Origin of the sequence: Sulfitobacter sp. (genome assembly GCF_039977885.1) — a bacterium.
Classification (GTDB): Bacteria; Pseudomonadota; Alphaproteobacteria; order Rhodobacterales; family Rhodobacteraceae; genus Sulfitobacter.
In genome coordinates, this window is sequence record NZ_JBDWCI010000001.1 from 55,178 (window position 1) to 78,437 (window position 23,260).

The following is a 23,260-nucleotide window of genomic DNA, read 5'->3' on the forward strand; positions in this document are numbered from 1 at the left end:
GTGCATTGCAAGATGTCGCGCGCGCTGATAGAGCGCGGGCCATTCATTCTCCTCTTTGATCCGCAGGCGCACCTCATGTCCGAGACAAAAAACGACACTCCCAAAAAGCTCTTTATCAAGACTTACGGCTGTCAGATGAACGTCTATGACAGTGAGCGTATGGCCGAAAGCCTTGAGGGCTATGTGCAGACGGATACGGCGGATGATGCGGATATGATCCTGCTCAATACCTGCCACATCCGCGAAAAGGCGGCCGAAAAGGTCTATTCCGAGTTGGGACGCCTGAAACCGCTCAAGGCGCTGAACCCCGATTTGAAAATTGGCGTGACCGGATGTGTGGCGCAGGCCGAAGGGGCCGAGATCATGCGCCGGCAGCCTGCTGTTGATCTGGTGGTCGGGCCGCAGTCCTATCACCGTCTGCCCGAAATGGAGGCCCAAGTGCGCGGTGGCAAATCCGCGCTTGATACGGATTTTCCCGAAGAAGATAAATTTAATCACCTCAAAGGCCGCGGCATCAAGGCCAAGCGCGCACCCGCTGCGTTTTTGACGGTGCAAGAGGGCTGCGACAAATTCTGCGCTTTCTGTGTGGTGCCGTATACGCGCGGGGCCGAAGTGTCGCGGCCTGCGGACAAAGTGATCCGTGAGGCGCAAGAGCTGGTTGAACGCGGCGTGCGCGAGCTCACGCTGTTGGGGCAGAATGTGAATGCCTATCACGGCGGCATGACATTGGCGCAGCTTGTGCGCGCATTGGCAAAGGTCGATGGGCTAGAGCGTATTCGCTATACGACCAGCCATCCCAATGATATGGACGACGATCTGATCGCGGCCCATGCGGATACCGATAAACTGATGCCGTATTTGCACCTGCCTGTGCAATCAGGCTCTGACCGCATCCTCAAGCGGATGAACCGTAGCCATACTGCGGAAAGCTATCTGAAGCTCATCGAGAAAATTCGCAGCGTGCGTCCAGACATCATGATGTCGGGTGATTTTATCGTTGGCTTCCCCGAAGAGACCGAAGCGGATTTTCAGGCCACGATGGATCTGGTCGAAGAGGTGAACTACGGCTACGCCTATAGCTTCAAATACTCGACCCGTCCCGGCACGCCGGCGGCAGAGCGGGCGCAGGTTGATCCTGCCGAAGCAGATGAACGTCTGCAGCGCTTGCAAGCTTTGATCAGCCGCCAGCAATACGCCATTCAGGAAAGCATGGTTGGACGCGACCTATCTGTGTTGGTCGAAAAGGCAGGGCGCAATGCAGGGCAGATGTTGGGCAAGTCGGAATATTTGCACGCGGTTCATATCGATCAGTCAACCGCCAAGATCGGTGATGTCGTGCCCGTCCGTATTACCCGTGCCATGACCAACTCGCTCACGGCGGTTGAGATTTAACGCACGCAGGCTTGGAAAAATGCCCGTGCTACCTTAGGCTTACGGGGCGCGCGGCCCGTGAATGAGCCGAAACGGGATGCTTTTTCGGAGAAAACGCAGAGATCAACTACCATACTATGGCTTTTGAGACGCACAAACACCTTCCTTGGGTGTTTTTGCCCCATTGAATACCATATCTTGCAGATAAATACTTTTCAGAACCCTTAATTGCCCTTAACGTAGCATCATGTGGAGCTTACGCGTCGACGCAGTGCGCCGGAATATGGGCTTCGGGGGAACAAAAAAAGGAAAAGAGCTGTGGTAAACACACTTTTCAAAACAATGCGGCTGGCAGCAGGGACCGCGCTTGTTGCGGCAATGACCTTGCAAGGTGCCGCAGCGGTTGCACAAACGAGATCACAAGGCGGCCGCGATGGCGGTCAGTACATTCCGACAATCTGGGTTGACCCTGACGGGTGTGAGCACTGGGTTATGGATGACGGTGTCGAAGGCTTTATGACGCCGCACACAAACCGGCAGGGTATTCCGGTCTGTCGCCGTGGCAACGTCTGTGGCGTGATGCAAAGCGATCAGTTCTTTGCAACCGACAGCGCACGGATTTCCAAAGGCGGGCAGGCGCGCCTGCAAGAGTTCTTCAAGACGAACAAGGCTGTGAGCTATATCATCACGGGTCACACCGACAGCCGCGCGTCTGATGAATATAACATGCGTCTTTCGCTGAACCGCGCCAATTCGGTTGCACGGGTGGCACAAGCTTCGGGTGCGCGTATTGCGGATGTCCGCGGCTATGGTGAACGTCAACCCGCTGCGTCAAACAAGACGGCTAGCGGCATGGCGAAGAACCGTCGCGTTGAAATTATCTGCATTAACTAAAGGAACAGGCATATGAACGTTGTAAAAATCACTACGCTTGTTGCTTTGGCTGGCCTTGTATCGGCCTGCGAAGATTTTCAGGTAAGAGAGCAAGGCCCCGACAAAACCATCGACCGCGGTATTGATAAAAAACACCTCAGCCAGCTTGAAGCGGGCATCTGGGTTGATCCCAATGGCTGTGATCATTGGATTATCGATGATGGCGTCGAGGGCTATTTGTCGGCCCGTCTGGACAAATTCGGCAAGCCGGTTTGCTCTGGCGTCGCGCCGCCCACCCATACGGTTGGCGACTTCAAGAAAGGTGCCACTGGCATCATCGGCGACCCGATCTGAGTGTCCTTGTATTCTGACGATAAAAAGGGCCGGAGTGTTGCACACTGCGGCCCTTTTTCTATGGTCGCGCTGGAATACAATGTGACCAGGACTTATCTGTTTTCCATAACCCTGTTGAAAGGACCTGCTTTTGTCTCTTCCCGATGCGCCGACGGCTGAAACCGGACCTCCGGGCCCTGTGCTGGAGTTTTCTGACAACCGTTTGTTGATCGATCTGTGCGGCCCGTATGACCAGCACCTCGCGTCGATTGAAAAAACCTTGGATATCCAGATTGTGCGGCGCGGCAATTTCCTGACCCTGCTGGGGGAGGCACCTGCCACAGAGCGTGCAGCACAGGTGCTGCAAGAGCTATATACCCGTCTGGAAGGTGGTCGCAGTGTCGAGCCTGCCGATGTGGACATGGTGTTGCGTATGGGGGCTTCGACCCATGAAACCGGTGTGCAGGATGGTGATCAGATCGAGATGCCTATTGCCCACGGGATTGAAATTCAGACCCGTAAAAAGCGCGTAGAGCCGCGCACACCAGCGCAAAAAGCATATGTTGAATCGCTATTCGCGAACGAGCTTGCCTTTGGCATTGGTCCTGCGGGCACGGGCAAGACCTATCTTGCTGTGGCTGTGGGTGTGTCGATGTTTCTGTCCGGCAAAGTCGACAAGATTATTCTAAGCCGCCCAGCCGTTGAGGCCGGAGAAAAGCTGGGCTTTTTACCGGGCACACAGGATGAAAAAGTCGACCCTTACATGCAGCCGCTTTACGACGCGTTGAATGATTTCTTACCCGGCAAGCAATTGGCCAAGCTACGTGAGGAAAAGACAATCGAGATCGCGCCGCTGGCCTTTATGCGGGGGCGTACGTTGAGCAATGCGTTTGTCGTGCTGGATGAGGCGCAGAATGCGACCACGATGCAGATGAAGATGTTTCTGACCCGGCTGGGGCAGGGATCGCGCATGGTGATTACGGGCGACCGGACACAGATTGACCTGCCGCGTGGTCAGGCGTCGGGGCTGGCTGATGCGGAGCGTTTGCTGAAAACCATCCCCAAGATCAGCTTTAACTACTTCACCTCCAAGGACGTTGTGCGGCACCCGCTGGTTGCGGCGATTATCGAAGCCTACGAGGCCGAAGCCGAACGCGCGTTGAACCGTGACGTCTGAGCTCGAGATGGAAGCGCTGGAGGTTGTGATCGAGTCTGCCCTGTGGGAGGAGGCCGCGTTGTTGCCTTTGGTCCGGCGCGCTGTGGTGGCCACGCTCGAACATATTCAACTTGACGCGGAAACCTGCGAAGTCGTGGTGCTGGCCTGTGATGATGCCCGCATTGCCGAGCTCAACACCGAGTTTCGCGGCAAACCTACGCCCACAAATGTGCTGAGCTGGCCTGCTCAACCCCTCGCGCCGGCCAGTGAAGGGCAGGCACCACCGGCCGCGCAGGCGGGTTTTGACGGTATGGTGGAATTGGGTGATATCGCATTGAGCCACGAGACCTGCGCGACCGAAGCGCATGATTCGGGGAAACCGTTTGACCACCATCTAACCCACTTGATTGTGCATGGTGTGCTTCATTTATTAGGCTATGATCATGTGCAAGACGGCGATGCCGTGCTCATGGAGCGTCTTGAGGTCGAAATTCTTGGTGATTTGGACATAGATGACCCATATAATATGCACGAAACACTGACCGACCCCGCAATGGGGTCCCTTCCAAAGACAGGACCCAATGGGCGACACTGACGGATCTTCTATCGCGGCGCTTAGCGCGCAGGATCAACTCTCCCCCGACGACAGCAGCCCACCGGGCGATACGGACACCGCCAAAAGCGGATTTTTCAGCCGCGTGATCGAAGCGCTGAGCCCGTCCGAGAGCGATGAAAGCAGTGCGCCTGCTTTGCAAAACAAAGAGCACAACAGCACAGGCATGGGCAATTTACGCCGTATGCGGGTGGATGATGTGATGGTGCCCAAGGCAGATATCGTTGCCATCAGCGCGACCGCCTCGCTTGAGGAGCTGGTCGCGGTGTTCAAGGAAAGCGGGTTGACCCGTTTGCCGGTTTATGACGGCACGCTTGATACGCCGTTGGGTATGGCCCACCTCAAGGACGTGGCGCTGGAGTACGGTTTTACCTCCAAGACCAAAACCTTCAATATGGATGAGATCGTGCGCCCGTTGGTCTATGTGCCGCCGTCCATGACGATCGGTGTATTGCTCACCAAGATGCAGGCCGAGCGGCGGCATATGGCATTGGTGATTGATGAATATGGTGGGGTCGACGGTCTGGTGACCATTGAGGATCTGATTGAACAGGTGATCGGCCAGATCGAGGACGAACATGACGTCGACGAAGGCGTTTACTGGACCGAAGAAAAACCGGGGCAATATATGGCACTTGCCAAGACGCCTCTCGAAGATTTCGAGGTCTTGGTGGGCCGCTCGCTCACCGATCATGAGGACGTAGACGAGGAAGAAATCGACACGTTGGGCGGTCTGGTCTTTATGTTGTCGGGTAGGGTCCCTGCGCGTGGCGAGGTTGTCGTACATCCCGATGGTCCAGAGTTCGAAGTGATGGATGCTGATCCGCGCCGGATCAAACGGCTTCGGGTGCGCATGACGGGCACGCCTGCGGAATGAGCTCACGGTGCCTGCGCGCAGCTGTGCCTGTTGCTTTTGGTGCTGTTGCCGCGTTGGGGCAGGCGCCATTTGAATGGCCAGTGTTATTCTTGCTGGCTTTGGCTGGGATGTTCGTCTGGCTAAGGCGCTCGGCGCTTACCGCTGCTGAGGTTGCGCGCCGCGGCTGGGCGTTCGGCTTTGGCTATTTTGCGATCTCGCTGCATTGGATCGTTTCCCCCTTTCTGGTTGATGCCGCGCGCCACGGGTGGATGGCACCTTTTGCGGTTGTCTTGATGGCGGCCGGAGGGGCGTTGTTCTGGATGGCGGGGTTCTGGCTTGCCCGCAGGATGGGCCCGCGCCTTGGTTGGTTGGTGGTGACCTTGCCCGGGATAGAGCTTTTGCGCAGCTATATCTTTACGGGATTTCCTTGGGCATCGCCGGCGCAGACAACCGTGAACACGCTCTTGGGACAGGGGTTGTCGCTTGTCGGGCCGCAAGGGGTCAATCTGGTGCTGATTGCCTTGGCTGTGACGATCGCGGTGCTGCTGATGCGCAGGGTTTGGTGGAGCAGAGCACTGGCCGCTGTATTGGTTTTGCCTGTGCTGCTGCCATCCTTTGCAAGCCCTGCAACACGGACGGGGCAGGTGATCCGCCTTGTGCAACCTAATGCGCCGCAACACCAGAAATGGGATCCCGAGATGATCCCGATTTTCTATGCCCGCCAGCTTGAGTTTACAGCCGCGCCGCCAAGCGCGGGTTGGGACGCGCCTGCGTTGATTGTCTGGCCCGAGACCGCGATCCCCTGGACCCTGAGCTATGCGGGGGATGTTCTGCCGCAGATCAGCGCGGCAGCGGGCGGCACACCTGTTGTCCTTGGTGTGCAGCGCAACGAGGGTGAGCGGTTCTACAACAGTCTTGTGACTTTGGGGCCGCAAGGCACCGTGGAGCAGATGTACGACAAGCATCATCTGGTGCCCTTTGGAGAATATGTGCCGCTGGGGGATTTCATGGCGCGTTTCGGCATCTATGGATTGGCGCCTCAATATGGATCGGGTTTTAGCGCGGGACCGGGCGCTCAGTTGATGGATTTCGGCGCGCTGGGCCGCGCGTTGCCATTGATCTGTTATGAGGCGGTGTTTGCCCATGACGTGAACGCAGCGCCTGCGCGACCGGATTTTATCATTCACGCGACCAATGACGCGTGGTTCGGCAAAGACGCAGGTCCGCAACAGCATCTAGCACAGGCCCGCATGCGCGCGATCGAGCAGGGCTTGCCGGTCGCACGGGCTGCGAATACCGGTATCAGTGCGATGATCGACCCGCACGGGCGCGTGCTGGATCATCTTGGCTTGGGACAGGCGGGATATGTTGACGCAGTTTTGCCCGCGCCGCTGGCACCCACGCTTTATAGCCGCACGGGGGACTGGCCGGTCACGGTATTGTTATTGCTTGCATTGGCTGTGGGCCTGTTGCGCAGTGTGATGAGACATCGCACGCCGACCGAATAGCATTGACCCGCAGGTCAGGGAGGCTTACCTCGGTCTAAGCGCACCACAACGGCTTCCTGACGTGGTGCTGGATCATTTTTTTGGAGCACGTTCATGTCCCGTAAGTCTTATATTTTCACCTCGGAATCCGTTTCCGAGGGCCACCCCGATAAAGTTTGCGATCGGATCAGCGACGCGGTGCTGGACGCGTTTCTCGCCGAGGAGCCCGAGGCGCGGGTCGCAGCAGAGACCTTTGCCACCACGAACCGTGTCGTCATCGGCGGTGAGGTCGGCCTGTCGGATAAGGACAAGCTGCACAGCTATATGGATAGCATTCAGGACATCGCGCGCGCCTGTATCAAAGACATCGGCTATGAGCAGGACAAGTTCCACCACGAAACAGTCGAAATCACCAATCTGCTGCATGAACAGTCCGCGCATATTGCGCAGGGCGTCGATTCCGCAACTGACAAGGATGAAGGTGCTGGCGATCAGGGCATCATGTTCGGCTATGCCACCGATGAAACCGATGTGCTGATGCCGGCACCGATCCATTATGCCCACGCGATCCTGCAACGTCTGGCCGAAGTGCGTAAGGACGGGACCGAGCCTACGCTGCGTCCGGATGCAAAATCACAGCTGTCGGTTCGCTATGAAGACGGGAAGCCTGTGGGCGTGACGTCTATCGTCCTAAGCACGCAGCACGCTGAAGAAAGCCAGACCAGCGTGGATATTCGCGCTATCGTCGAACCCTACATTCGCGAAGTGCTGCCCGAGGGCTGGATTTCGGACGAGACCGAATGGTGGGTAAACCCGACGGGAACATTTGTCATCGGCGGCCCTGACGGAGATGCGGGCCTGACAGGGCGCAAGATCATCGTTGACACTTACGGCGGCGCGGCTCCGCACGGCGGCGGCGCGTTCTCTGGCAAAGACCCGACAAAAGTTGACCGCTCGGCGGCTTATGCGGCGCGCTATCTGGCCAAAAACGTCGTTGCGGCGGGCATGGCGTCCAAATGTACAATCCAGCTGAGCTATGCGATCGGCGTCAGCAAGCCGCTGTCGATTTATTGCGATACCTTCGGCACGGGTGAGGTCGATCCCGAGGCGATCGAGCGCGCAATTTCTCAGGTTATGGACCTTACGCCGCGCGGTATCCGCCAGCATCTGGAGCTGAACAAGCCAATCTATCAACGCACAGCTGCCTACGGCCACTTTGGCCGCACGCCTGATGCCGACGGCGGGTTCAGCTGGGAACGCACAGATCTGGCCGATGCTCTGGCGGCGCAAATCTAGATTATGCGGCGTTCCGGCTTTTGTTAGTCGGGACGCCTGCGAAAAACGGATGGCGTTTTCAGGGGCTTCTTGCTGAGCTTTTGGGGCGCAATGGACGGGACGCGCAATTGAACGCGTGCCGCCCGCGCATCCATTTCGCTGCGCAGATGGGAAATTGTAGGAGCCTCTGTTGCGGGGGCGTTAGCGCCTAGCTCATCTAGGTCTTCCAAAAATGCCCAAAGCCTGCGCATGGACCCTTCGACCCGCTCCACCCGCAATGTGGCCTCTTCGGGGGGGAGTTCGTCGATCTCGCGCAATTCCCGCATTTGCCGCATCATTCGGCTGACGATGGGTTTGATATCACGCGCACATTCGCGCGAAAAGCTGCGTAGTTCGTCCCGACCGCTTGAACGATGTGACGATTGAGGGGCATTTTCGATGTAATCAGGCGTTTTCTTTAACGCGCCGAGTGTGGCCTGACGCAATTTTTCCAATGTAAGCTCCTCTTTGCTAAGATAGTGGTGGATGCCGAGTTTACGGGCGCGAACGGCGACGTCGGCGTGGTCGGTCCCGGTCACCATGACGGTTGCGGCACCGCGATTGACCGTGTCGGCACGGATGATATCCACCCCTTCAAGGCCGGTGCCATCAGTCAGATGGTGATCGAGCAAAATCAGATCAAAGCGGTCCTTCCTAAGACGATCGCGCAACCCGTCCAAAGATTCGGCTTCGTCTATATGTGTGGTAAAGCCCAGATTGCCGCACATCCTGCGCAGGCGGCTTCGGTCAAACCGTTGATCATCGACAATCAGGATGCTGGCGATCTGTGGTGATACACCGACCTGTATGATGTCGGACGATATGCTCATGAAGGCTCCTGCCTGTAGATGTGGTTGATTTTGTATACCACCCGGAATGTTAACGGGCGGTATCTGCCACGGGGATTGAAGTGCTGCGCCTTCCCCGATAAACGCCCGTGCATGAGCACACCTGTTAAACCACGCCGCAATTTTTATGGTCGCCTCAAGGGGCACAATCTCAAGGAGTCCCAGAAGACCTATCTGGACGAAGACCTTGCCGCCCTGTCTCCTGGTGCTGTGGATTGGGATGCCAATCCCGAACGCCATATGTTGGATGTGGACGCGATGTTTGGCGGTAAACCTGCATGGCTCGAAGTGGGCTTTGGCGGGGGGGAGCACATGGTGCATCAAGCCCAGAGCAACTCTGATGTCGGCATCATCGGTTGTGAGCCTTATATCAACGGTGTTGCAATGTTGCTGGGCAAGCTGCGGCGCGCAGGTGTGGACAATGTCAAAGTTCACCCCGGCGATGTGCGCGACATCTTTGATATTCTGCCCGAAGCAAGTATTTCAAAGGCGTTTCTGCTCTATCCTGATCCTTGGCCCAAAGCGCGCCACCATCGCCGGCGCTTTGTCACCGAAGAGCACCTTGTGCCTTTGAACCACGTGTTGAAACCTGGAGCCATCTTTCGCGTGGCGACCGATATCGAAGACTACGTGCGCCAGACCCTCGAAGAGGTGCCGCGCTATGGGTTCGAGTGGTTGGCCGAGCATCCGACCGATTGGCGCGCGCCGTGGGATGATTGGTTGTCGACGCGGTACGAACAAAAAGCCCTGCGGGAAGGGCGGACGCCGCATTATCTGACTTTCCGCAAAACCTAAAACATGGACGGGCTTTGGCCTGCCAGTTAAAACAGCACAAACCAATAGTGAGGGCACAATATGTCGGGCCACGGTGATCCAATTCCAATGACGTCAACCGCCTGCGGGCCTTTGAACGGAACTGCTGATGTTCCGGGTGATAAATCCATTTCACACCGGTCGTTGATCCTGGGCGCGATGTGCGTGGGGGAAACCACAATCACGGGGCTGCTCGAAGGGCAGGACGTGTTGGATACGGCAAAAGCCATGCGCGCCTTCGGGGCCGAGGTCGTGGATCATGGTGGCGGCAAATGGTCGGTTAAGGGTGTGGGTGTGGGCGGTTTTGCCGAGCCGGATCAGGTGATTGATTGCGGCAATTCCGGTACGGGCGTGCGCCTAATTATGGGAGCAATGGCAACCCAGCCGATTACGGCGACATTTTCTGGCGATGCCAGCCTCAATGGCCGCCCTATGGCGCGGGTGACGGACCCGCTGGCGCTGTTTGGCTGCCAGACGGTTGGCCGCACGGGCGGGCGGTTGCCCATGACGCTTGTGGGCGCGGCAGAGCCTGTGCCCGTTCGCTATGTGGTGCCTGTGCCATCGGCGCAGGTGAAATCCGCGGTGCTGCTTGCGGGGCTCAACGCGCCGGGGCAAACGGTTGTCATCGAAAAGGAAGCCACCCGCGATCATACCGAGCGTATGCTGGAAGGCTTTGGTGCGCAGATTTCTGTGGTTGAGACAGAAGAGGGGCGTGAGATCACGCTCACCGGCCAGCCGGAGCTTGAGCCACAGCATATCGAAGTGCCCCGTGATCCCAGCTCGGCTGCCTTTCCTGTCTGTGCGGCGCTGATTGTGCCCGGCTCTGATGTTTTGGTGCCGGGGATCGGGCTCAACCCCACGCGTGCCGGTTTGTTTACCACTCTGCGCGAGATGGGCGCGGATCTGACCTATGAAAACGAACGGGTCGAGGGCGGAGAGCCTGTGGCCGATCTGCGGGCGCGGTTCTCGCCGGATATGAAGGGCATCGAGGTGCCACCGGCCCGCGCGGCCAGCATGATTGATGAATATCCCGTTCTCAGCGTTGTTGCGGCTTATGCCGAAGGTCAGACAATGATGCGCGGCGTGCGTGAGCTGCGGGTGAAGGAAAGCGACCGTATTGACGCGATGGCCAAGGGCCTGCGCGCTAACGGGATCGAAGTGGATGAGGGCGAGGATTGGTGGGCCGTTACTGGCGCGGGCCACGGCCAAGTAGCGGGTGGCGCGGTTTGTGCCAGTCAGCTCGATCACCGGATTGCAATGTCCTTTTTGATCCTTGGAATGGCCTCCAATACGCCGGTCAAGGTGGATGACGGTGGTCCTATTGCCACGTCTTTCCCGATTTTTGAGCCGCTGATGGGCGCGTTGGGCGCGCAAGTGACGCGGGATGTCTGAAGGGTTTACCATCGCTATTGATGGCCCTGCTGCTGCGGGCAAAGGCACGGTCTCCAAGGCGGTCGCCGCGCATTTCGGCTTTGCGCATCTGGACACGGGGCTTTTATACCGCGCGGTAGGGGCCAAAGTGCTGGCCGGTATCGATGCCACCGACGCCGCGCGCGGACTGGTGGCAGAAGACCTTGAAGATGACAGCCTGCGCACGCCGGCAGTTGCACAAGCCGCGAGTAAGGCTGCGGTAATCGCGGATGTGCGCGCGGCGCTTTTGGATTTTCAACGCAGTTTTGCTGCACGCTCTGGCGGTGCCGTGCTGGACGGGCGGGACATCGGGACGGTGATCTGCCCCGAAGCGCCGGTGAAACTGTTTATCACCGCGAGCGCGGAAGTACGGGCAAAGCGTCGTTTTGCCGAGCTGGCGGGGCGCGGCATAGAGGATAGCTTCGAAGCGGTGCTGGCTGATGTGAAAGCCCGCGATGCACGGGATATGGAGCGCGTGGAGGCACCGTTGAAACCTGCTGCCGATGCGGTGGTGATAGACACCTCTGATCTGACGATCGAGCAAGCTGTAGCAGCGGCGGTTGAGGTCGTCTTGAAGGCAAGCCAGCGCTAGAAGCGGCGTAACACGCCTCACCAAAGGGTGTATCGCCTTATTGCGAGGCCTCGCTAAGATCATAGGGAAACAAGGAGATGTTCCCATGATCCGCGCCTTTCTTTTCGCCGCCCTTCTGACGCCTGCGATGGCCTTTGCTCAGCAAGCCACGCCCGAGGCAGCACCTGACGCGCCTAGGCCGGAATTGGCACCCGAGGCATCGCCGGAGGGGCCTGCGGTTCAAGTGCCCGGGACTATCCCCGACGAGGGGCCAATGACCCTTGGGCGTCTGGCGCAGATCATTCAGGCGATTGATCCCGAGGTCGTCCCGCAAGGGCAGTCGTTGCAATTTACCATCGAGGATATTCCCGTCCTTATCATAGCCGATGCAAGGGCAGACCGGATGCGGGCAATGGTGCCCATCGCGAGCGCTGACGGGCTGACACCCGAGGATTTGCTGCGCATGATGCAGGCAAACTTCGATGCAGCACTTGATGCGCGCTATGCTGTGGCGAATGGGCGGCTTTGGGGCGTTTATATCCACCCTCTGTCGCCGTTGAAACGCGATCAACTGATCTCGGCGCTGGTGCAAACGGTCAATGTTGCCCGCAGCTATGGCCAGACCTATTCAGGCGGTGCCCAAGTTTTTGGCGGGGGAGATTCCAACGGTATCTATCAAAAGCTTTTTGAAGAGCTGCAAAAGAAGGGTGAGGCGCTGTGAGTAAGGGTGCCGCGCCGCGCGATTTTGCGCTAGGTCTCATACATAGAATTTAATCATCAGGAGATGATCACCATGAAAGCTGCAAAAGACTACATGGAAGCTGCCAATGCCGTTGTCCCGAAAATGGAGGCAAAGGATGCGATCGCGAAACATGCCGCTGGTACAGGGGTGTTTATTGACGTGCGCGACAGTGGCGATATCGCCAAAAGCGGGACAATCGCAGGAGCATATCGGGTGCCGCGTGGCATGATCGAGTTCCGCGCTGATCCGGCGATGGAGGCGATGTATAACCCGATCTTTCAAAAAGATGCGGAAATTTATCTGGTGTGCGGTGCAGGCGGGCAGGCGGCGCTGGCAGGTAAAACGCTTAAGGACATGGGGTTTTCCAATGTGACGAACATTGGCGGCTTTCCGGCATGGAAAGAGGCCGGCGGGCCAACCGAAGCCTGATAGTTCACAGTCTGCCGGTGGCTGAAGATAGAGGCCGGGAGGGGAATGTTCACGATTTTGTTAGGTTGCCGAATTGTGGTCGCATGCTATTTGAAGTTGTACCGTTCACACATGAGGTTATCCGATGAAACTTACCCGCCGTCAGGCCCTTATCACCGGGGCAGCGCTGCCTTTGGCCGCTGCCACACCTTCACTGACATTTGCCGCGGGCCATGCCGCAGCATCTATGCCGACGCACCGTGATTTCACACTTGGTGATTTTCGCGTGACCACCCTTCTGGTCGGCAATCGCAGCGTCGAAAACCCCCATCAGATTTTTGGTATGAATGTTGATGACTCGACATTCGAAGAGGTAAGCACGGCAAACTTCCTGACGACAGATGCGGCTGAATTCTTCTTTACGCCGACGGTTGTGAACACGGGCAGCGAAGTAATCCTGTTCGATACGGGCTTGAATGCGGCAGGCACGACAACTGCGCTTGCTGCGGCAGGATATGCGCCCACAGACGTCACGCATGTTGTGCTGACGCACATGCACGGCGATCACATTGGCGGTTTGACCGACGATGAAAACAACGAAACTTTCTCCAACGCGGCCTATGTCACCGGGCAGGTTGAATATGACGCATGGGCCAAACAGGACAACGAAGGCTTTGAGGCCAAGGTGCGTCCGTTGGCGGAGAAAATGACTTTCCTCAATGCAGGGCAGGACGTGCGCGGCGGCATCACCTCGGTCGAGGCCTTTGGCCACACGCCGGGCCACATGGGCTATATGCTGGAAAGTGGCGGCAAGCAGTTGTTGCTGATGGCGGACACGGCCAACCACTATGTCTGGTCGCTGGGCTACCCTGAGTGGGAGGTCAAGTTCGACATGGACAAGGCAGCGGCAGCAGCCACACGCAAGAGGGTTTTTGACATGGTCAGCACAGATCGCTGCCCGCTTATCGGCTACCACATGCCATTCCCCGGTATGGGCTATGTCGAAACGCGTGGCGAAGGCGGCTACCGCTATGTGCCGCACAGCTATCAATTGATCGGCTAAGGGCGTGCAAAGCCGCGGGTGACCGCCGGCTTTTCAAGATAGAATGCAAAAGGCCAGACACGTTGTCTGGCCTTTTGTCGTTGATCAGCTGCCGCGTTTGCCGCCGGGACCGTTTTTACCCAGCACCTCGTTCACTTCCGCAGTGGTGATCGCGTGATTGTCCGCTTTCAGACAGCTTGCCACTTTTGCCGCATCCGGTCGTTCAGGGCGCTGGCCTTCGGTGGGGCGGGGCAGGCAGGACTTCAGGGTGTCTTCGCTTACACCCAGATCCGCCGCCATCTTGCCCATGTCGGGGCGCGGGGGCTGTTGCTGTTGCTGTTGCGCGGAGGCGGCGATGGGCGAGAGAAGTGCCAAAGCTGTGGCAAAGGCAGTGATCTTTGATGTCAGTGTCATATTCGTATCCTTGTTGATCCTGTCGCGTGCAGGACCTTTTTGATACGAACGAGGGGCGTAGATTCTGTCGCGATTTTGTGAAAAAAATTTACTACAGGGCAGGCCGCCGGCCAATTCTGGCCGAGCAACAGGGCATTCGGCTGTGCACTTGCACGGCGGGATAGAATCTCGTATACGCGCGGTTGTCCAAGGGGCGGATACAAGCTTCGGGCGCGATATATTGGGCAGGGTCGGGGAAATTCCGGCCCTCTTTCTTTATCCCGACCCGATCTACGTGCCAAAGACAGCATTCACCGTCACACCAAAGGTGGGCATCAATCTAAAGACCGGCGGAGACAACCGCGCGGCCAGAAAACACTTATAAGGATACGATACGCTACATGGCGAATATGATGGACGAGTTTGAAGCACTCTTGAACGAAAGCTTCGAAATGGACACACCCGAAGAGGGTTCTGTTGTCAAAGGTAAGGTGATCGCGATTGAAGCGGGCCAAGCCATTATCGACGTAGGCTACAAGATGGAAGGCCGCGTTGAGCTTAAAGAATTCGCTGAACCAGGCGAAGCTCCCAAAGTTGAAGTCGGCGATGAAGTCGAAGTGTTCCTGCGTCAGGTAGAGAACTCTCGCGGCGAAGCGGTTATCTCCCGTGAGATGGCGCGCCGTGAAGAAGCATGGGACCGTCTGGAAAAAGCCTACGCAGCAGAAGAGCGCGTCGAAGGCGCAATTTTTGGCCGCGTCAAGGGCGGCTTCACTGTGGACCTTGGCGGCGCTGTTGCGTTCTTGCCCGGCTCGCAGGTTGATGTGCGCCCCGTGCGCGATGCAGGCCCATTGATGGGTCTCAAGCAGCCATTCCAGGTTCTGAAAATGGACCGTCGTCGTGGCAACATCGTTGTATCGCGCCGTGCGATCCTCGAAGAATCCCGTGCCGAACAGCGTGCCGAAGTTATTGGCAACCTCACCGAGGGCCAAGAAGTCGACGGTGTGGTCAAGAACATCACCGAATACGGTGCGTTTGTGGACCTTGGCGGCGTAGACGGCCTGCTGCACGTGACAGACATGGCATGGCGTCGTGTGAACCACCCATCCGAGATCCTGACAATTGGCGAGACCATCAAGGTTCAAGTCATCAAGATCAACAAAGAGACACACCGCATCTCCTTGGGCATGAAGCAATTGCAAGAAGATCCATGGGATCTGGTTGCTGCGAAATACCCTCTGGAATCCTCGCACACTGGCCGCGTGACCAACATCACCGATTACGGCGCCTTTGTTGAGCTGGAGCCTGGTGTTGAAGGTCTCGTTCACGTGTCCGAAATGTCCTGGACCAAAAAGAACGTACACCCCGGCAAAATCGTGTCTACTTCGCAAGAAGTCGAAGTCATGGTTCTGGAAATCGATGGTGCCAAGCGCCGCGTTTCCCTTGGTCTCAAGCAGACCATGCGCAACCCATGGGAAGTGTTCGCTGAAACACACCCTGAAGGCACCGAAGTTGAAGGCGAAGTCAAAAACATCACCGAATTCGGTCTGTTTGTTGGCCTGCCAGGCGACATCGACGGCATGGTTCACCTCTCCGACCTTAGCTGGGACCAGCGCGGCGAAGAAGCGATCCAGGACTACCGCAAAGGCGACATGGTTCAGGCCGTTGTCTCCGAAGTGGACGTCGAGAAAGAGCGCATTTCGCTCTCCATCAAAGGTGTGGGCGGCGACAAGTTCGCAGAAGCAGTGGGCGGCGTGAAGCGCGGTTCTGTTGTGACTGTGGCTGTGACTTCCATCGAAGACGGTGGCATCGAAGTGGAATACGAAGGTATGAAAGCCTTCATCCGCCGCTCCGACCTATCCCGCGACCGTGCAGAGCAGCGCCCAGAGCGCTTCTCCGTTGGCGACAAGGTGGATGTACGCATCACCAACGTCGACGCAAAAGCACACCGTCTGGGCGTCTCGATCAAAGCGCGTGAAATCGCTGAAGAGAAAGAAGCCGTGGAACAGTATGGCTCGTCCGACTCCGGCGCGTCTTTGGGCGACATCCTTGGTGCCGCACTCAAGACCACCGACGACTAATTCGAACCATCGAATTGGTAAGTAAACAGAGCCCCGCGCAGCAATGCGCGGGGTTTTTTCTGGCCGAATCAGTTTTCATCGGATTATTGCTAATTTAGCGCTTGTTTCTGATTTTCCGGTCTTACTACCATTGATTGCTGCATTTTTCCCTTATTCCCCTATAGGGGGTGGGGAAAACCGGTAATTGGTACTAACAGTCACTTTTCGTGAGACCGGTTCTTTCCTATAGTAACGATTAATTGACGCACCAATACGCGGGAGAAACGTATGATACGGTCCGAATTGATCCAGAAGATCGCAGACGACAATCCTCACCTCTACCAACGGGACGTTGAGCGGATCGTAAATACTATATTTGACGAGATAACGAACGCGATGTCGAATGGGGATCGCGTCGAGTTGCGCGGCTTTGGTGCGTTCTCGGTCAAAAAGCGGGATGCGCGTGTAGGACGCAATCCACGTACCGGTGAGACTGTTCATGTCGTAGAGAAACATGTACCGTTCTTCAAAACGGGGAAATTGCTCCGTGATCGGTTAAACGGGAAAAGTTAATGCGCTACGTCCGCTATCTATGTATCGCCATCTTCGCGGTGGCTTTGATTTCTGTCGCACTGGCCAATCGTGCCAATGTGGCGTTGCAGGTTTTGCCTACTGAATTGTCGGGCATGTTTGCAGTGAACCCCTCTATCGAATTGCCGCTGTTCGTTATCATTCTGGGGAGCATTCTTGCAGGTCTGCTCATCGGTTTTGTCTGGGAGTGGGTCCGTGAATTCGGTGATCGCGCCGAAGCGGCAAAACAGGCACGCGAAATGCGCCGCCTGCAGCGTGAGGTCGAAAAGCTGAAAGCTGAGAAGCACGAAGGCAAGGATGAGGTCCTGGCCCTTCTGGATAAAGCCAGCTAAGCGCGGATGTCTCAAAATACATCGGTGAAAATATGCGGCCTGCGCGATCGCGCAGGCGTGCAGGCGGCTGCTACGGCAGGGGCGCGTTACGTCGGTTTTGTCTTCTTTCCGAAATCACCTCGTCACCTCGAGATCGAAGCCGCAGCGGCATTGGCCGCGCAAGTGCCTGTGGGCATTTGCAAGGTGGCGCTGACCGTGAATGCGGATGATGCCGCATTGGATGCGCTCACGGCTGCGGTTCCGCTGGATATGCTGCAGCTCCACGGGAGCGAGAGCGTCGCGCGTGTGGCCGAGGTGAAGGCGCGCTATGGCCTGCCGGTCATGAAAGCGATTGGTGTGGCCGAAGCTTCGGACCTTGCCCAGATTGATGCCTATGCAGGAACCGCGGATCAGCTGTTGATTGATGCCAAGCCGCCCAAAAATGCGGCACTGCCCGGGGGCAACGGTTTGGCGTTTGACTGGCGGTTGCTGGCCGGGCGTGTATGGCGCTGCCCGTGGATGCTGGCCGGTGGTCTGACTGCTGATAACGTGGCTCAGGCAATCAGCCTCACAGGGGCGCAGCAGGTTGATGTATCCTCCGGTGTAGAAAGCAGCCCCGGTGTAAAAGACGCCGGTATGATCGCCGATTTGATCGCCGCAGCGCGCCAAGGCTGACAGCGCCGAAACCTGACTGCATGGGCCAAGGACATAACGTTGGTGGAAAGCCTGCGATTGCGGCTTGATGCCTGCTTTACCATTGCGCGCATGGGCGATACTGCTGTTGCCAACTGAGTTTCCGAAAGGCACCCGCGCAATGGCAAACGATCTTTTCAACAGCTTCATGACCGGCCCCGATGAAAATGGCCGCTTTGGTGATTTTGGGGGCCGTTTTGTCTCCGAGACATTGATGCCGCTCATTCTTGAACTGCAAGACGAGTATGAAAAAGCAAAGACCGACGCGACCTTCTGGGCCGAAATGGACGACCTGTGGGAGCATTACGTAGGCCGCCCCAGCCCGCTGTATCATGCGGAACGCCTGACCGAGGAACTGGGCGGCGCAAAAATCTACATGAAGCGGGACGAGCTGAACCACACAGGCGCGCATAAGATCAACAACGTGCTGGGCCAGATCATCCTTGCCCGCCGCATGGGCAAAAAGCGCATCATCGCCGAAACCGGCGCGGGCCAGCACGGCGTGGCGACTGCAACTGTCTGTGCGAAATTCGGCCTGAAATGCGTGGTCTACATGGGTGCCCATGATGTTGAGCGTCAGGCACCAAACGTCTTCCGCATGCGCCTGCTTGGTGCTGAAATCGTTCCCGTTACCTCTGGCCGTGGCACGCTCAAGGACGCGATGAACGACGCGCTGCGCGATTGGGTGACAAACGTGCGCGACACATTCTATTGCATCGGCACAGTGGCCGGCCCGCACCCGTACCCCGCCATGGTTCGCGATTTTCAAAGCATCATCGGCAAAGAAGTCCGCACGCAAATGGAAAAGGCCGAGGGCCGTCTGCCTGACACGCTCATCGCTGCAATCGGTGGCGGCTCCAACGCGATGGGCCTGTTCTATCCCTTCCTAGACGATAAATCCGTCAATATCATAGGTGTCGAGGCGGGTGGTAAAGGCGTGAACGCCAAAATGGAACATTGCGCCTCGCTCACGGGCGGGCGTCCGGGCGTGTTGCACGGCAACCGCACATATCTGCTGCAAGATGATGACGGGCAAATCCTTGAAGGGTTTTCGATTTCCGCGGGCCTGGATTATCCGGGCATCGGGCCCGAGCACGCATGGTTGCATGAAATTGGGCGTGCGCAATATGTCTCGATCACGGATAAGGAGGCGCTGGCCGCGTTCCAGAAATGTTGTGAACTGGAAGGGATCATTCCTGCGCTTGAGCCGAGCCATGCGTTGGCCCATGTGATGAAAATTGCGCCGACCTTGCCCAAGGATCATCTGCTTGTGATGAACATGTGTGGGCGCGGCGACAAGGATATCTTTACCGTCGCACGCGCGCTTGGGTTTGAAATGGGCGAATTTGCCTAAGGATTGTTGGCAAAGGCTGGCTACCTAACGGGTCAGTTCCAGAATATCGAAATCACTTTCATTGACGGGCGCGGGGAACATTAACCGCGCCCGTTTTGCCGAGATGCGCTCAAAAATTGCGACGTCGGGGGTAATGGTGCCTGTCCCCTCGAAATCGGCTGCAAGATCCGCATAGCTTTGCGGGGTCTCGCTGGAAACATAGCCAACGCCAAGATAGACCGCGCGCCCGTCGCGCATCTCGATCCGGCCAGATGTGCGCTGTGAGCCGGACAGCTTTTCAAACGTGACCCCTGTATTGTCCAAAGACATGCGGCATTTGAAGCTGCTATAGACCGTCAGTCGGGGCGCGCCGCCCAATTTCATGGTGCGGCAGTGCCATTCCCCCTGCAATGATGGGTCAAAGGCAATGTCCGGCACGCCAGACAGCGCCGTGCTGAGTGCTGCGACATCTTCGGGGGCACCGCCTGATAGGGCCTCTAGCAGGGCCGTGCCTGCGATCCGCTCAAAACGGTTGAGCCGCGCCTGTTCTTGGGGGCGGATGTCTTGTGCTGTTGCTGTGCACGCAAGCAGGGCCAACAACGTGGTAAGGGTTGTAAGCTTCATGCGTCATCCTCCACAGCATGGGCGCGCAACACCTCAAGAGGCACAATTTCCAGCGCGCGCATATGGGTGGCGGCAAGGTGGACTTGGGGGCCGCAGCCTTCTTCAGCGGCCTGCATGAAACGTCCCGCACATAGGCACCATGCATCGCCGGGTTTTAGACCCGCAAACCCGAAAGCGGGGTTTGGCGTCGAAAGGTCATTGCCCACGTATTTGGAATAAGCGAGAAATTCGGCCGTCATAATGGCACAGACCGTGTGGCTGCCCTGATCGGCTGCACAGGTGTTGCAATGACCGTCACGGAAGAACCCTGTTACCGGATCGCTGCCGCACAAGGCCAGCGGACCGTTTAATACGTTTATGCTTTTGTCCGGTTCCATCAGGCTCTCCTTAAATGCTGTTTGCGATGCTGCGGAACATAGCGATGTTCTGATCGCTTACGCCAGCTTCGCGGAATTTTCGGTCGGCGGCATTGGTTGCGATGACCACGCCCCTTGCGCGGTTGATATAGATGTATTGGCCATAGATGCCACGTGCCATGAATTCGCCCTCGGGGGCACCTTGGGGCACCCACCATTGATAGCCATATCCGATTGCATCTTGGGCTGTCGGAGCGGAGGAGACGGTTGAGGCAGCCACCCAGTTTGCGGGCACAATCTGTTGCCCGTTGTAGTATCCGTTTTGCAAATACATCTGCCCCATACGGGCATAGTCGCGCGTTGTCAGGTTTAAACCACCCAGCGCAAATGCCACGCCAAAACCGTCTGTCAGATAATAGGGGGCATATTCCAACCCCATCGGGGTGATGATCTTTTCGCTTAGCAGTTTAGCCAACGGCTCACCTGTGGCTGCACGGATCACCATGGACAGCACATGGGTGTCGATGGACGTATATTGCCAAACGGTGCCGGGGGCGGCGAAGGTCCCGCTTCGTGCTGCGGCAAACCCGTCCATGCTCCCCCCAAGGGCCAGCACGCGGCCCATTTTGTTGATGTCGGATTGCGGGTCAAGGTAGTCTTCGTCAAATACCACACCGCTGGCCATATTGAGCACATTGCGGATGCTCGCGCCATCATAAGCTCCGTCAGCAAGCCCAGGCACGTATTGCGTCACCGGAGCATCCAGCGAAGGTATGACGCCTTCGTCTACAAGAACGCCCATAAGGGCTGATAGATAGCTTTTGGCGACCGACCATGAAATCCGCCTATCATCCTGTCCAGTACCCAGGTGATAGCTTTCATGTGCGATATTCCCGTCTTTAAGGATCACCAGTGAAGTGACGCTACGCTCGACGATCCACTGGTCGACCTGTGCGGGTAGGGTGGCCTGTGCACCATAGCCAAGTTCGGTTGTGGCACCAATGCCGCGCGGAACAGGCACCGTCAAAAAAGCCTCGTCCATATGCGAGAAATTATGCACGATTCTATCTTCGGCAAACAACGAATTGACCGCCAGCAGGCGCGTAATTTGTTCGCGCTGCCAAAAGCCGACAATCGCCGTTGCAAGCACAAGCACGAGCAAAATGCGGGCGCTCCATCTGAGGGTGTTTCGCATGGTGTCTCCTGTGATTGCTTGTCCGGCTTAGTCAAACACGGCAGAGCGGTGCGGGCCAGCCTCGGATCATGTGCAGGCCGTACCGTCATAGGCCCAATTGACCCACCGACCGTGGAAATCGGCACGCCCTAGCGCAATCGTGATATCGCCAGGCCACAAACGCAGGGTGATCGCGGCCCCCTGCTTGCCTGTCACATCACCATCGCTTTCCATTGAAAGCCATGCCAATGGCCTATCTGCTGTGGCCCGCGCGCCTGCGGCTTCGATCAGGGCGGTGCCATGAGCGCGGGCATCAGCGGGAAAATATTGCCACGCGACCGAATGCTGGATCAGGTGCAGGTGGCCTTGCGGAGCAGAGGACAGCCTGCGGCCCAGCCACTCGATCGCGTCACCTTTTTCAATCGGCGCGGTCATTACAGAAGCGGCAGCGCGGGTGAGGCTAAGCCGGTGGGGTTGATCCGCCCACAGATAGGCTGTCAGGCGCAGCAGGTGATTGCCATCTTGCGGATTTAGCGGGTTCAGGTCCACGCCTGCGCGTTGAGCAACCCGTGGCGTATGCTTTGACGGCGGCGGGCCGGTCCAGTCGGGTGTGAGGCAGATCACCGGCATGTCAGGGCCGTAGCGGGTGCCGCCCAGCTCCAGCGCATAGTGATCCCACATCAGGTTGAGCCCGCCGCTGGCACCCAGCTCGCTCAGATGGAGGGGGAGGTCGAAATGCGCCGCAGCCACCCGCGCGCCAGCGATTAACACCGCCGAGCGGCGCACTTCATTGGTTTGCGGAGGGCTTTCGGTCCAGTCGAGCAGGAAGTCCGCATGGGTCTCAAAAGCAGCCAGCACGGCATCGCGCAATTGCGCATCTGTCGCGTTGTGTGGCGGGTATAGCGCGGCCAGCGCTGCGTCACGGCGGCTGAGCACCAGCGCATGCAGACCACCGGCGATTCGCAAGGGCAGGGAATGGCCCGCGGGGCCAATATCGCCGCTGAAGCCTGCAAATTTGCGGGCGATGGCCGTGTCTTCGGGCCAATGCGCGGCCAGCATGTTCAGCAGTTGCGCCATGAAAGGGCTGCCGAGAGCGGCACAGGACGCCGCCTGCTGTCGCAGCGCCTCGGGCAGGCTCATTTAAAGCGGTCCATAAGCCTTTGCAGGGGGCTGAGGGCGGCTGTGTCCTCGGCGGGTGGTTCTGCTTTGGGGGTGCTTGCGGGAGAGGGGGCTTTTTTCGGTCCTTTGGTGCCGGTGGAGGGGCGCGGCGGGGCGGTGCGTAGGCTAACAGCGTTCATAAACTTGGCATTGTCGCCTTCGGCCAGATAGGGCGCACCATCACTCAGCCCGCGCATAACATCATCCAGCCAATCGGCTTCGGCTTTGGCAAAATCATTGAGGACATAACCGGCCACGCGGTCTTTGTGGCCGGGATGGCCGATGCCAAGGCGCACGCGGCCATAGTCGGGGCCAAGGTGGCTGTGGATAGACCGCAGGCCGTTGTGACCCGCATGCCCGCCGCCCATTTTGTATTTCACCTTGCCGGGGGCGAGATCGAGTTCATCATGCAGAACAACCACGTCTTCAGGCTCAAGCTTGTAGAACCGCATGGCCGCAGCCACGCTATCACCGGATTTGTTCATAAAGGTCTCAGGGCGCAGCAGCACGGCGCGGGTGCTGCCAAAACGGCCTTCGCTGATGCTGCCTTGGTGTTTGGATTTCCACGGGCCAAAGCCGTGATCGGCTGCCATCTGTTCCACCGCCATAAAGCCGATGTTATGCCGGTTGCGGGCGTATTTCGCCCCCGGATTGCCAAGACCTACGATCAGTTTCATCTATTTCTCCACTGCTTGCGCTTAGCATAAAGGGGCAGGGCAGCAGGGTCCAGCAA

Annotated in this window: 26 protein-coding genes and 1 riboswitch; of the genes, 19 read left to right on the forward strand and 7 right to left on the reverse strand. The window is 57.7% G+C overall.

The window, feature by feature from the left end:
• Window positions 1-75 precede the first annotated feature (75 nt).
• The 8 genes from miaB to metK all read left to right on the forward strand — a co-directional run bounded on the left by miaB (window position 76) and on the right by metK (window position 7,985).
• Window positions 76-1,392 carry a tRNA (N6-isopentenyl adenosine(37)-C2)-methylthiotransferase MiaB gene (miaB, locus tag ABJM03_RS00290; RefSeq protein ID WP_348414820.1) on the forward strand — a complete coding sequence of 439 codons (1,317 nt, stop codon included), beginning with the start codon at window positions 76-78 and terminating at the stop codon, window positions 1,390-1,392.
• A 297-nt stretch (window positions 1,393-1,689) separates the two neighbouring features.
• The gene (locus tag ABJM03_RS00295; protein WP_348414821.1) at window positions 1,690-2,265 is read left to right on the forward strand and encodes an OmpA family protein; all 576 of its coding nucleotides are present in this window, start codon (window positions 1,690-1,692) and stop codon (window positions 2,263-2,265) included.
• Between the two features lie 12 nt (window positions 2,266-2,277).
• A complete protein-coding gene (locus ABJM03_RS00300) occupies window positions 2,278-2,598 on the forward strand; it encodes a hypothetical protein (RefSeq protein ID WP_348414822.1) in 321 nt (106 codons plus the stop codon).
• Between the two features lie 130 nt (window positions 2,599-2,728).
• Complete coding sequence (locus tag ABJM03_RS00305) at window positions 2,729-3,754, forward strand: PhoH family protein (RefSeq protein WP_348414823.1); 1,026 nt, start codon at window positions 2,729-2,731, stop codon at window positions 3,752-3,754.
• 7 nt (window positions 3,755-3,761) lie between these two features.
• A complete protein-coding gene (gene ybeY, locus ABJM03_RS00310) occupies window positions 3,762-4,328 on the forward strand; it encodes an rRNA maturation RNase YbeY (RefSeq protein ID WP_348414874.1) in 567 nt (188 codons plus the stop codon).
• Window positions 4,315-5,223, forward strand: coding sequence for a hemolysin family protein (locus ABJM03_RS00315; protein ID WP_348414824.1), 909 nt, complete (start codon window positions 4,315-4,317; stop codon window positions 5,221-5,223). Before ybeY ends, ABJM03_RS00315 begins: the two co-directional genes overlap by 14 nt.
• Entirely contained in the window at window positions 5,220-6,710 is a 1,491-nt protein-coding gene (gene lnt, locus ABJM03_RS00320; RefSeq protein WP_348414825.1) for an apolipoprotein N-acyltransferase, read from the forward strand. Before ABJM03_RS00315 ends, lnt begins: the two co-directional genes overlap by 4 nt.
• A gap of 37 nt (window positions 6,711-6,747) precedes the next feature.
• Window positions 6,748-6,798: riboswitch (SAM-SAH riboswitch) on the forward strand.
• A 5-nt stretch (window positions 6,799-6,803) separates the two neighbouring features.
• Window positions 6,804-7,985: a methionine adenosyltransferase gene (gene metK / locus ABJM03_RS00325; protein ID WP_348414826.1), complete on the forward strand. Its 1,182-nt coding sequence runs from the start codon at window positions 6,804-6,806 to the stop codon at window positions 7,983-7,985.
• Between the two features lie 23 nt (window positions 7,986-8,008).
• Here metK and ABJM03_RS00330 read toward each other — a convergent pair whose 3' ends face one another.
• Window positions 8,009-8,833 (reverse strand): response regulator, encoded by an 825-nt coding sequence (locus ABJM03_RS00330; RefSeq protein WP_348414827.1) that lies wholly within the window; start codon window positions 8,831-8,833, stop codon window positions 8,009-8,011.
• A gap of 111 nt (window positions 8,834-8,944) precedes the next feature.
• On the opposite strand from ABJM03_RS00330, the gene ABJM03_RS00335 reads away from it, so the two are divergent.
• The 6 genes from ABJM03_RS00335 (at window position 8,945) to ABJM03_RS00360 (ending at window position 13,858) form a co-directional block, all read left to right on the forward strand.
• On the forward strand, window positions 8,945-9,646 hold the full coding sequence (locus ABJM03_RS00335; protein ID WP_348414828.1) for a tRNA (guanine(46)-N(7))-methyltransferase TrmB: 702 nt from the start codon (window positions 8,945-8,947) through the stop codon (window positions 9,644-9,646).
• Between the two features lie 60 nt (window positions 9,647-9,706).
• Window positions 9,707-11,056 (forward strand): 3-phosphoshikimate 1-carboxyvinyltransferase, encoded by a 1,350-nt coding sequence (gene aroA / locus ABJM03_RS00340; RefSeq protein ID WP_348414829.1) that lies wholly within the window; start codon window positions 9,707-9,709, stop codon window positions 11,054-11,056.
• A complete protein-coding gene (locus tag ABJM03_RS00345) occupies window positions 11,049-11,666 on the forward strand; it encodes a d(CMP) kinase (protein WP_348414830.1) in 618 nt (205 codons plus the stop codon). Before aroA ends, ABJM03_RS00345 begins: the two co-directional genes overlap by 8 nt.
• 85 nt (window positions 11,667-11,751) lie before the next feature.
• Window positions 11,752-12,366: a hypothetical protein gene (locus ABJM03_RS00350; RefSeq protein ID WP_348414831.1), complete on the forward strand. Its 615-nt coding sequence runs from the start codon at window positions 11,752-11,754 to the stop codon at window positions 12,364-12,366.
• Window positions 12,367-12,438: 72 nt separating this feature from the next.
• Window positions 12,439-12,816 carry a rhodanese-like domain-containing protein gene (locus ABJM03_RS00355; protein WP_348414832.1) on the forward strand — a complete coding sequence of 126 codons (378 nt, stop codon included), beginning with the start codon at window positions 12,439-12,441 and terminating at the stop codon, window positions 12,814-12,816.
• Window positions 12,817-12,940: 124 nt separating this feature from the next.
• Window positions 12,941-13,858 carry an MBL fold metallo-hydrolase gene (locus ABJM03_RS00360; RefSeq protein ID WP_348414833.1) on the forward strand — a complete coding sequence of 306 codons (918 nt, stop codon included), beginning with the start codon at window positions 12,941-12,943 and terminating at the stop codon, window positions 13,856-13,858.
• A gap of 84 nt (window positions 13,859-13,942) precedes the next feature.
• Here ABJM03_RS00360 and ABJM03_RS00365 read toward each other — a convergent pair whose 3' ends face one another.
• Complete coding sequence (locus ABJM03_RS00365; protein ID WP_348414834.1) at window positions 13,943-14,251, reverse strand: hypothetical protein; 309 nt, start codon at window positions 14,249-14,251, stop codon at window positions 13,943-13,945.
• Window positions 14,252-14,631: 380 nt separating this feature from the next.
• Between ABJM03_RS00365 and rpsA the strand changes: the two genes are divergently transcribed.
• The 5 genes from rpsA to trpB all read left to right on the forward strand — a co-directional run bounded on the left by rpsA (window position 14,632) and on the right by trpB (window position 19,236).
• Window positions 14,632-16,308: a 30S ribosomal protein S1 gene (gene rpsA, locus ABJM03_RS00370; RefSeq protein ID WP_348414835.1), complete on the forward strand. Its 1,677-nt coding sequence runs from the start codon at window positions 14,632-14,634 to the stop codon at window positions 16,306-16,308.
• 267 nt (window positions 16,309-16,575) lie between these two features.
• Window positions 16,576-16,860, forward strand: coding sequence for an integration host factor subunit beta (gene ihfB, locus ABJM03_RS00375; RefSeq protein ID WP_348414836.1), 285 nt, complete (start codon window positions 16,576-16,578; stop codon window positions 16,858-16,860).
• Window positions 16,860-17,210 (forward strand): LapA family protein, encoded by a 351-nt coding sequence (locus ABJM03_RS00380; protein WP_348414837.1) that lies wholly within the window; start codon window positions 16,860-16,862, stop codon window positions 17,208-17,210. The genes ihfB and ABJM03_RS00380 overlap by 1 nt, the downstream gene beginning before the upstream one ends.
• Before the next feature lie 6 nt (window positions 17,211-17,216).
• A complete protein-coding gene (locus ABJM03_RS00385; RefSeq protein ID WP_348414838.1) occupies window positions 17,217-17,864 on the forward strand; it encodes a phosphoribosylanthranilate isomerase in 648 nt (215 codons plus the stop codon).
• A 139-nt stretch (window positions 17,865-18,003) separates the two neighbouring features.
• Complete coding sequence (gene trpB / locus ABJM03_RS00390; RefSeq protein ID WP_348414839.1) at window positions 18,004-19,236, forward strand: tryptophan synthase subunit beta; 1,233 nt, start codon at window positions 18,004-18,006, stop codon at window positions 19,234-19,236.
• 24 nt (window positions 19,237-19,260) lie between these two features.
• Here the strand turns inward: trpB and ABJM03_RS00395 are convergent, their stop codons facing one another.
• From ABJM03_RS00395 to pth, 5 genes are all read right to left on the reverse strand, one after another.
• On the reverse strand, window positions 19,261-19,839 hold the full coding sequence (locus ABJM03_RS00395; protein ID WP_348414840.1) for a DUF4893 domain-containing protein: 579 nt from the start codon (window positions 19,837-19,839) through the stop codon (window positions 19,261-19,263).
• Window positions 19,836-20,216, reverse strand: coding sequence for a DUF2237 domain-containing protein (locus ABJM03_RS00400; RefSeq protein WP_348414842.1), 381 nt, complete (start codon window positions 20,214-20,216; stop codon window positions 19,836-19,838). Before ABJM03_RS00400 ends, ABJM03_RS00395 begins: the two co-directional genes overlap by 4 nt.
• Before the next feature lie 10 nt (window positions 20,217-20,226).
• Complete coding sequence (locus tag ABJM03_RS00405) at window positions 20,227-21,390, reverse strand: serine hydrolase (RefSeq protein ID WP_348414844.1); 1,164 nt, start codon at window positions 21,388-21,390, stop codon at window positions 20,227-20,229.
• A gap of 66 nt (window positions 21,391-21,456) precedes the next feature.
• A complete protein-coding gene (locus ABJM03_RS00410) occupies window positions 21,457-22,509 on the reverse strand; it encodes a DUF2332 family protein (protein WP_348414845.1) in 1,053 nt (350 codons plus the stop codon).
• Window positions 22,506-23,204: an aminoacyl-tRNA hydrolase gene (pth, locus tag ABJM03_RS00415; protein ID WP_348414847.1), complete on the reverse strand. Its 699-nt coding sequence runs from the start codon at window positions 23,202-23,204 to the stop codon at window positions 22,506-22,508. The genes ABJM03_RS00410 and pth overlap by 4 nt, the downstream gene beginning before the upstream one ends.
• Between the last annotated feature and the right edge of the window lie 56 nt (window positions 23,205-23,260).

Coding starts and splice junctions, on each gene's coding strand:
- miaB (WP_348414820.1), top strand. CDS start 76: ATGTCCGAGACAAAAAACGACACTCCCAAAAAGCTCTTTATCAAGACT.
- ABJM03_RS00300 (WP_348414822.1), top strand. CDS start 2,278: ATGAACGTTGTAAAAATCACTACGCTTGTTGCTTTGGCTGGCCTTGTA.
- ybeY (WP_348414874.1), top strand. CDS start 3,762: ATGGAAGCGCTGGAGGTTGTGATCGAGTCTGCCCTGTGGGAGGAGGCC.
- ABJM03_RS00315 (WP_348414824.1), top strand. CDS start 4,315: ATGGGCGACACTGACGGATCTTCTATCGCGGCGCTTAGCGCGCAGGAT.
- lnt (WP_348414825.1), top strand. CDS start 5,220: ATGAGCTCACGGTGCCTGCGCGCAGCTGTGCCTGTTGCTTTTGGTGCT.
- metK (WP_348414826.1), top strand. CDS start 6,804: ATGTCCCGTAAGTCTTATATTTTCACCTCGGAATCCGTTTCCGAGGGC.
- ABJM03_RS00330 (WP_348414827.1), bottom strand. CDS start 8,833: ATGAGCATATCGTCCGACATCATACAGGTCGGTGTATCACCACAGATC.
- ABJM03_RS00335 (WP_348414828.1), top strand. CDS start 8,945: ATGAGCACACCTGTTAAACCACGCCGCAATTTTTATGGTCGCCTCAAG.
- aroA (WP_348414829.1), top strand. CDS start 9,707: ATGTCGGGCCACGGTGATCCAATTCCAATGACGTCAACCGCCTGCGGG.
- ABJM03_RS00345 (WP_348414830.1), top strand. CDS start 11,049: ATGTCTGAAGGGTTTACCATCGCTATTGATGGCCCTGCTGCTGCGGGC.
- ABJM03_RS00350 (WP_348414831.1), top strand. CDS start 11,752: ATGATCCGCGCCTTTCTTTTCGCCGCCCTTCTGACGCCTGCGATGGCC.
- ABJM03_RS00355 (WP_348414832.1), top strand. CDS start 12,439: ATGAAAGCTGCAAAAGACTACATGGAAGCTGCCAATGCCGTTGTCCCG.
- ABJM03_RS00360 (WP_348414833.1), top strand. CDS start 12,941: ATGAAACTTACCCGCCGTCAGGCCCTTATCACCGGGGCAGCGCTGCCT.
- ABJM03_RS00365 (WP_348414834.1), bottom strand. CDS start 14,251: ATGACACTGACATCAAAGATCACTGCCTTTGCCACAGCTTTGGCACTT.
- rpsA (WP_348414835.1), top strand. CDS start 14,632: ATGGCGAATATGATGGACGAGTTTGAAGCACTCTTGAACGAAAGCTTC.
- ihfB (WP_348414836.1), top strand. CDS start 16,576: ATGATACGGTCCGAATTGATCCAGAAGATCGCAGACGACAATCCTCAC.
- ABJM03_RS00380 (WP_348414837.1), top strand. CDS start 16,860: ATGCGCTACGTCCGCTATCTATGTATCGCCATCTTCGCGGTGGCTTTG.
- ABJM03_RS00385 (WP_348414838.1), top strand. CDS start 17,217: ATGTCTCAAAATACATCGGTGAAAATATGCGGCCTGCGCGATCGCGCA.
- trpB (WP_348414839.1), top strand. CDS start 18,004: ATGGCAAACGATCTTTTCAACAGCTTCATGACCGGCCCCGATGAAAAT.
- ABJM03_RS00395 (WP_348414840.1), bottom strand. CDS start 19,839: ATGAAGCTTACAACCCTTACCACGTTGTTGGCCCTGCTTGCGTGCACA.
- ABJM03_RS00400 (WP_348414842.1), bottom strand. CDS start 20,216: ATGGAACCGGACAAAAGCATAAACGTATTAAACGGTCCGCTGGCCTTG.
- ABJM03_RS00405 (WP_348414844.1), bottom strand. CDS start 21,390: ATGCGAAACACCCTCAGATGGAGCGCCCGCATTTTGCTCGTGCTTGTG.
- ABJM03_RS00410 (WP_348414845.1), bottom strand. CDS start 22,509: ATGAGCCTGCCCGAGGCGCTGCGACAGCAGGCGGCGTCCTGTGCCGCT.
- pth (WP_348414847.1), bottom strand. CDS start 23,204: ATGAAACTGATCGTAGGTCTTGGCAATCCGGGGGCGAAATACGCCCGC.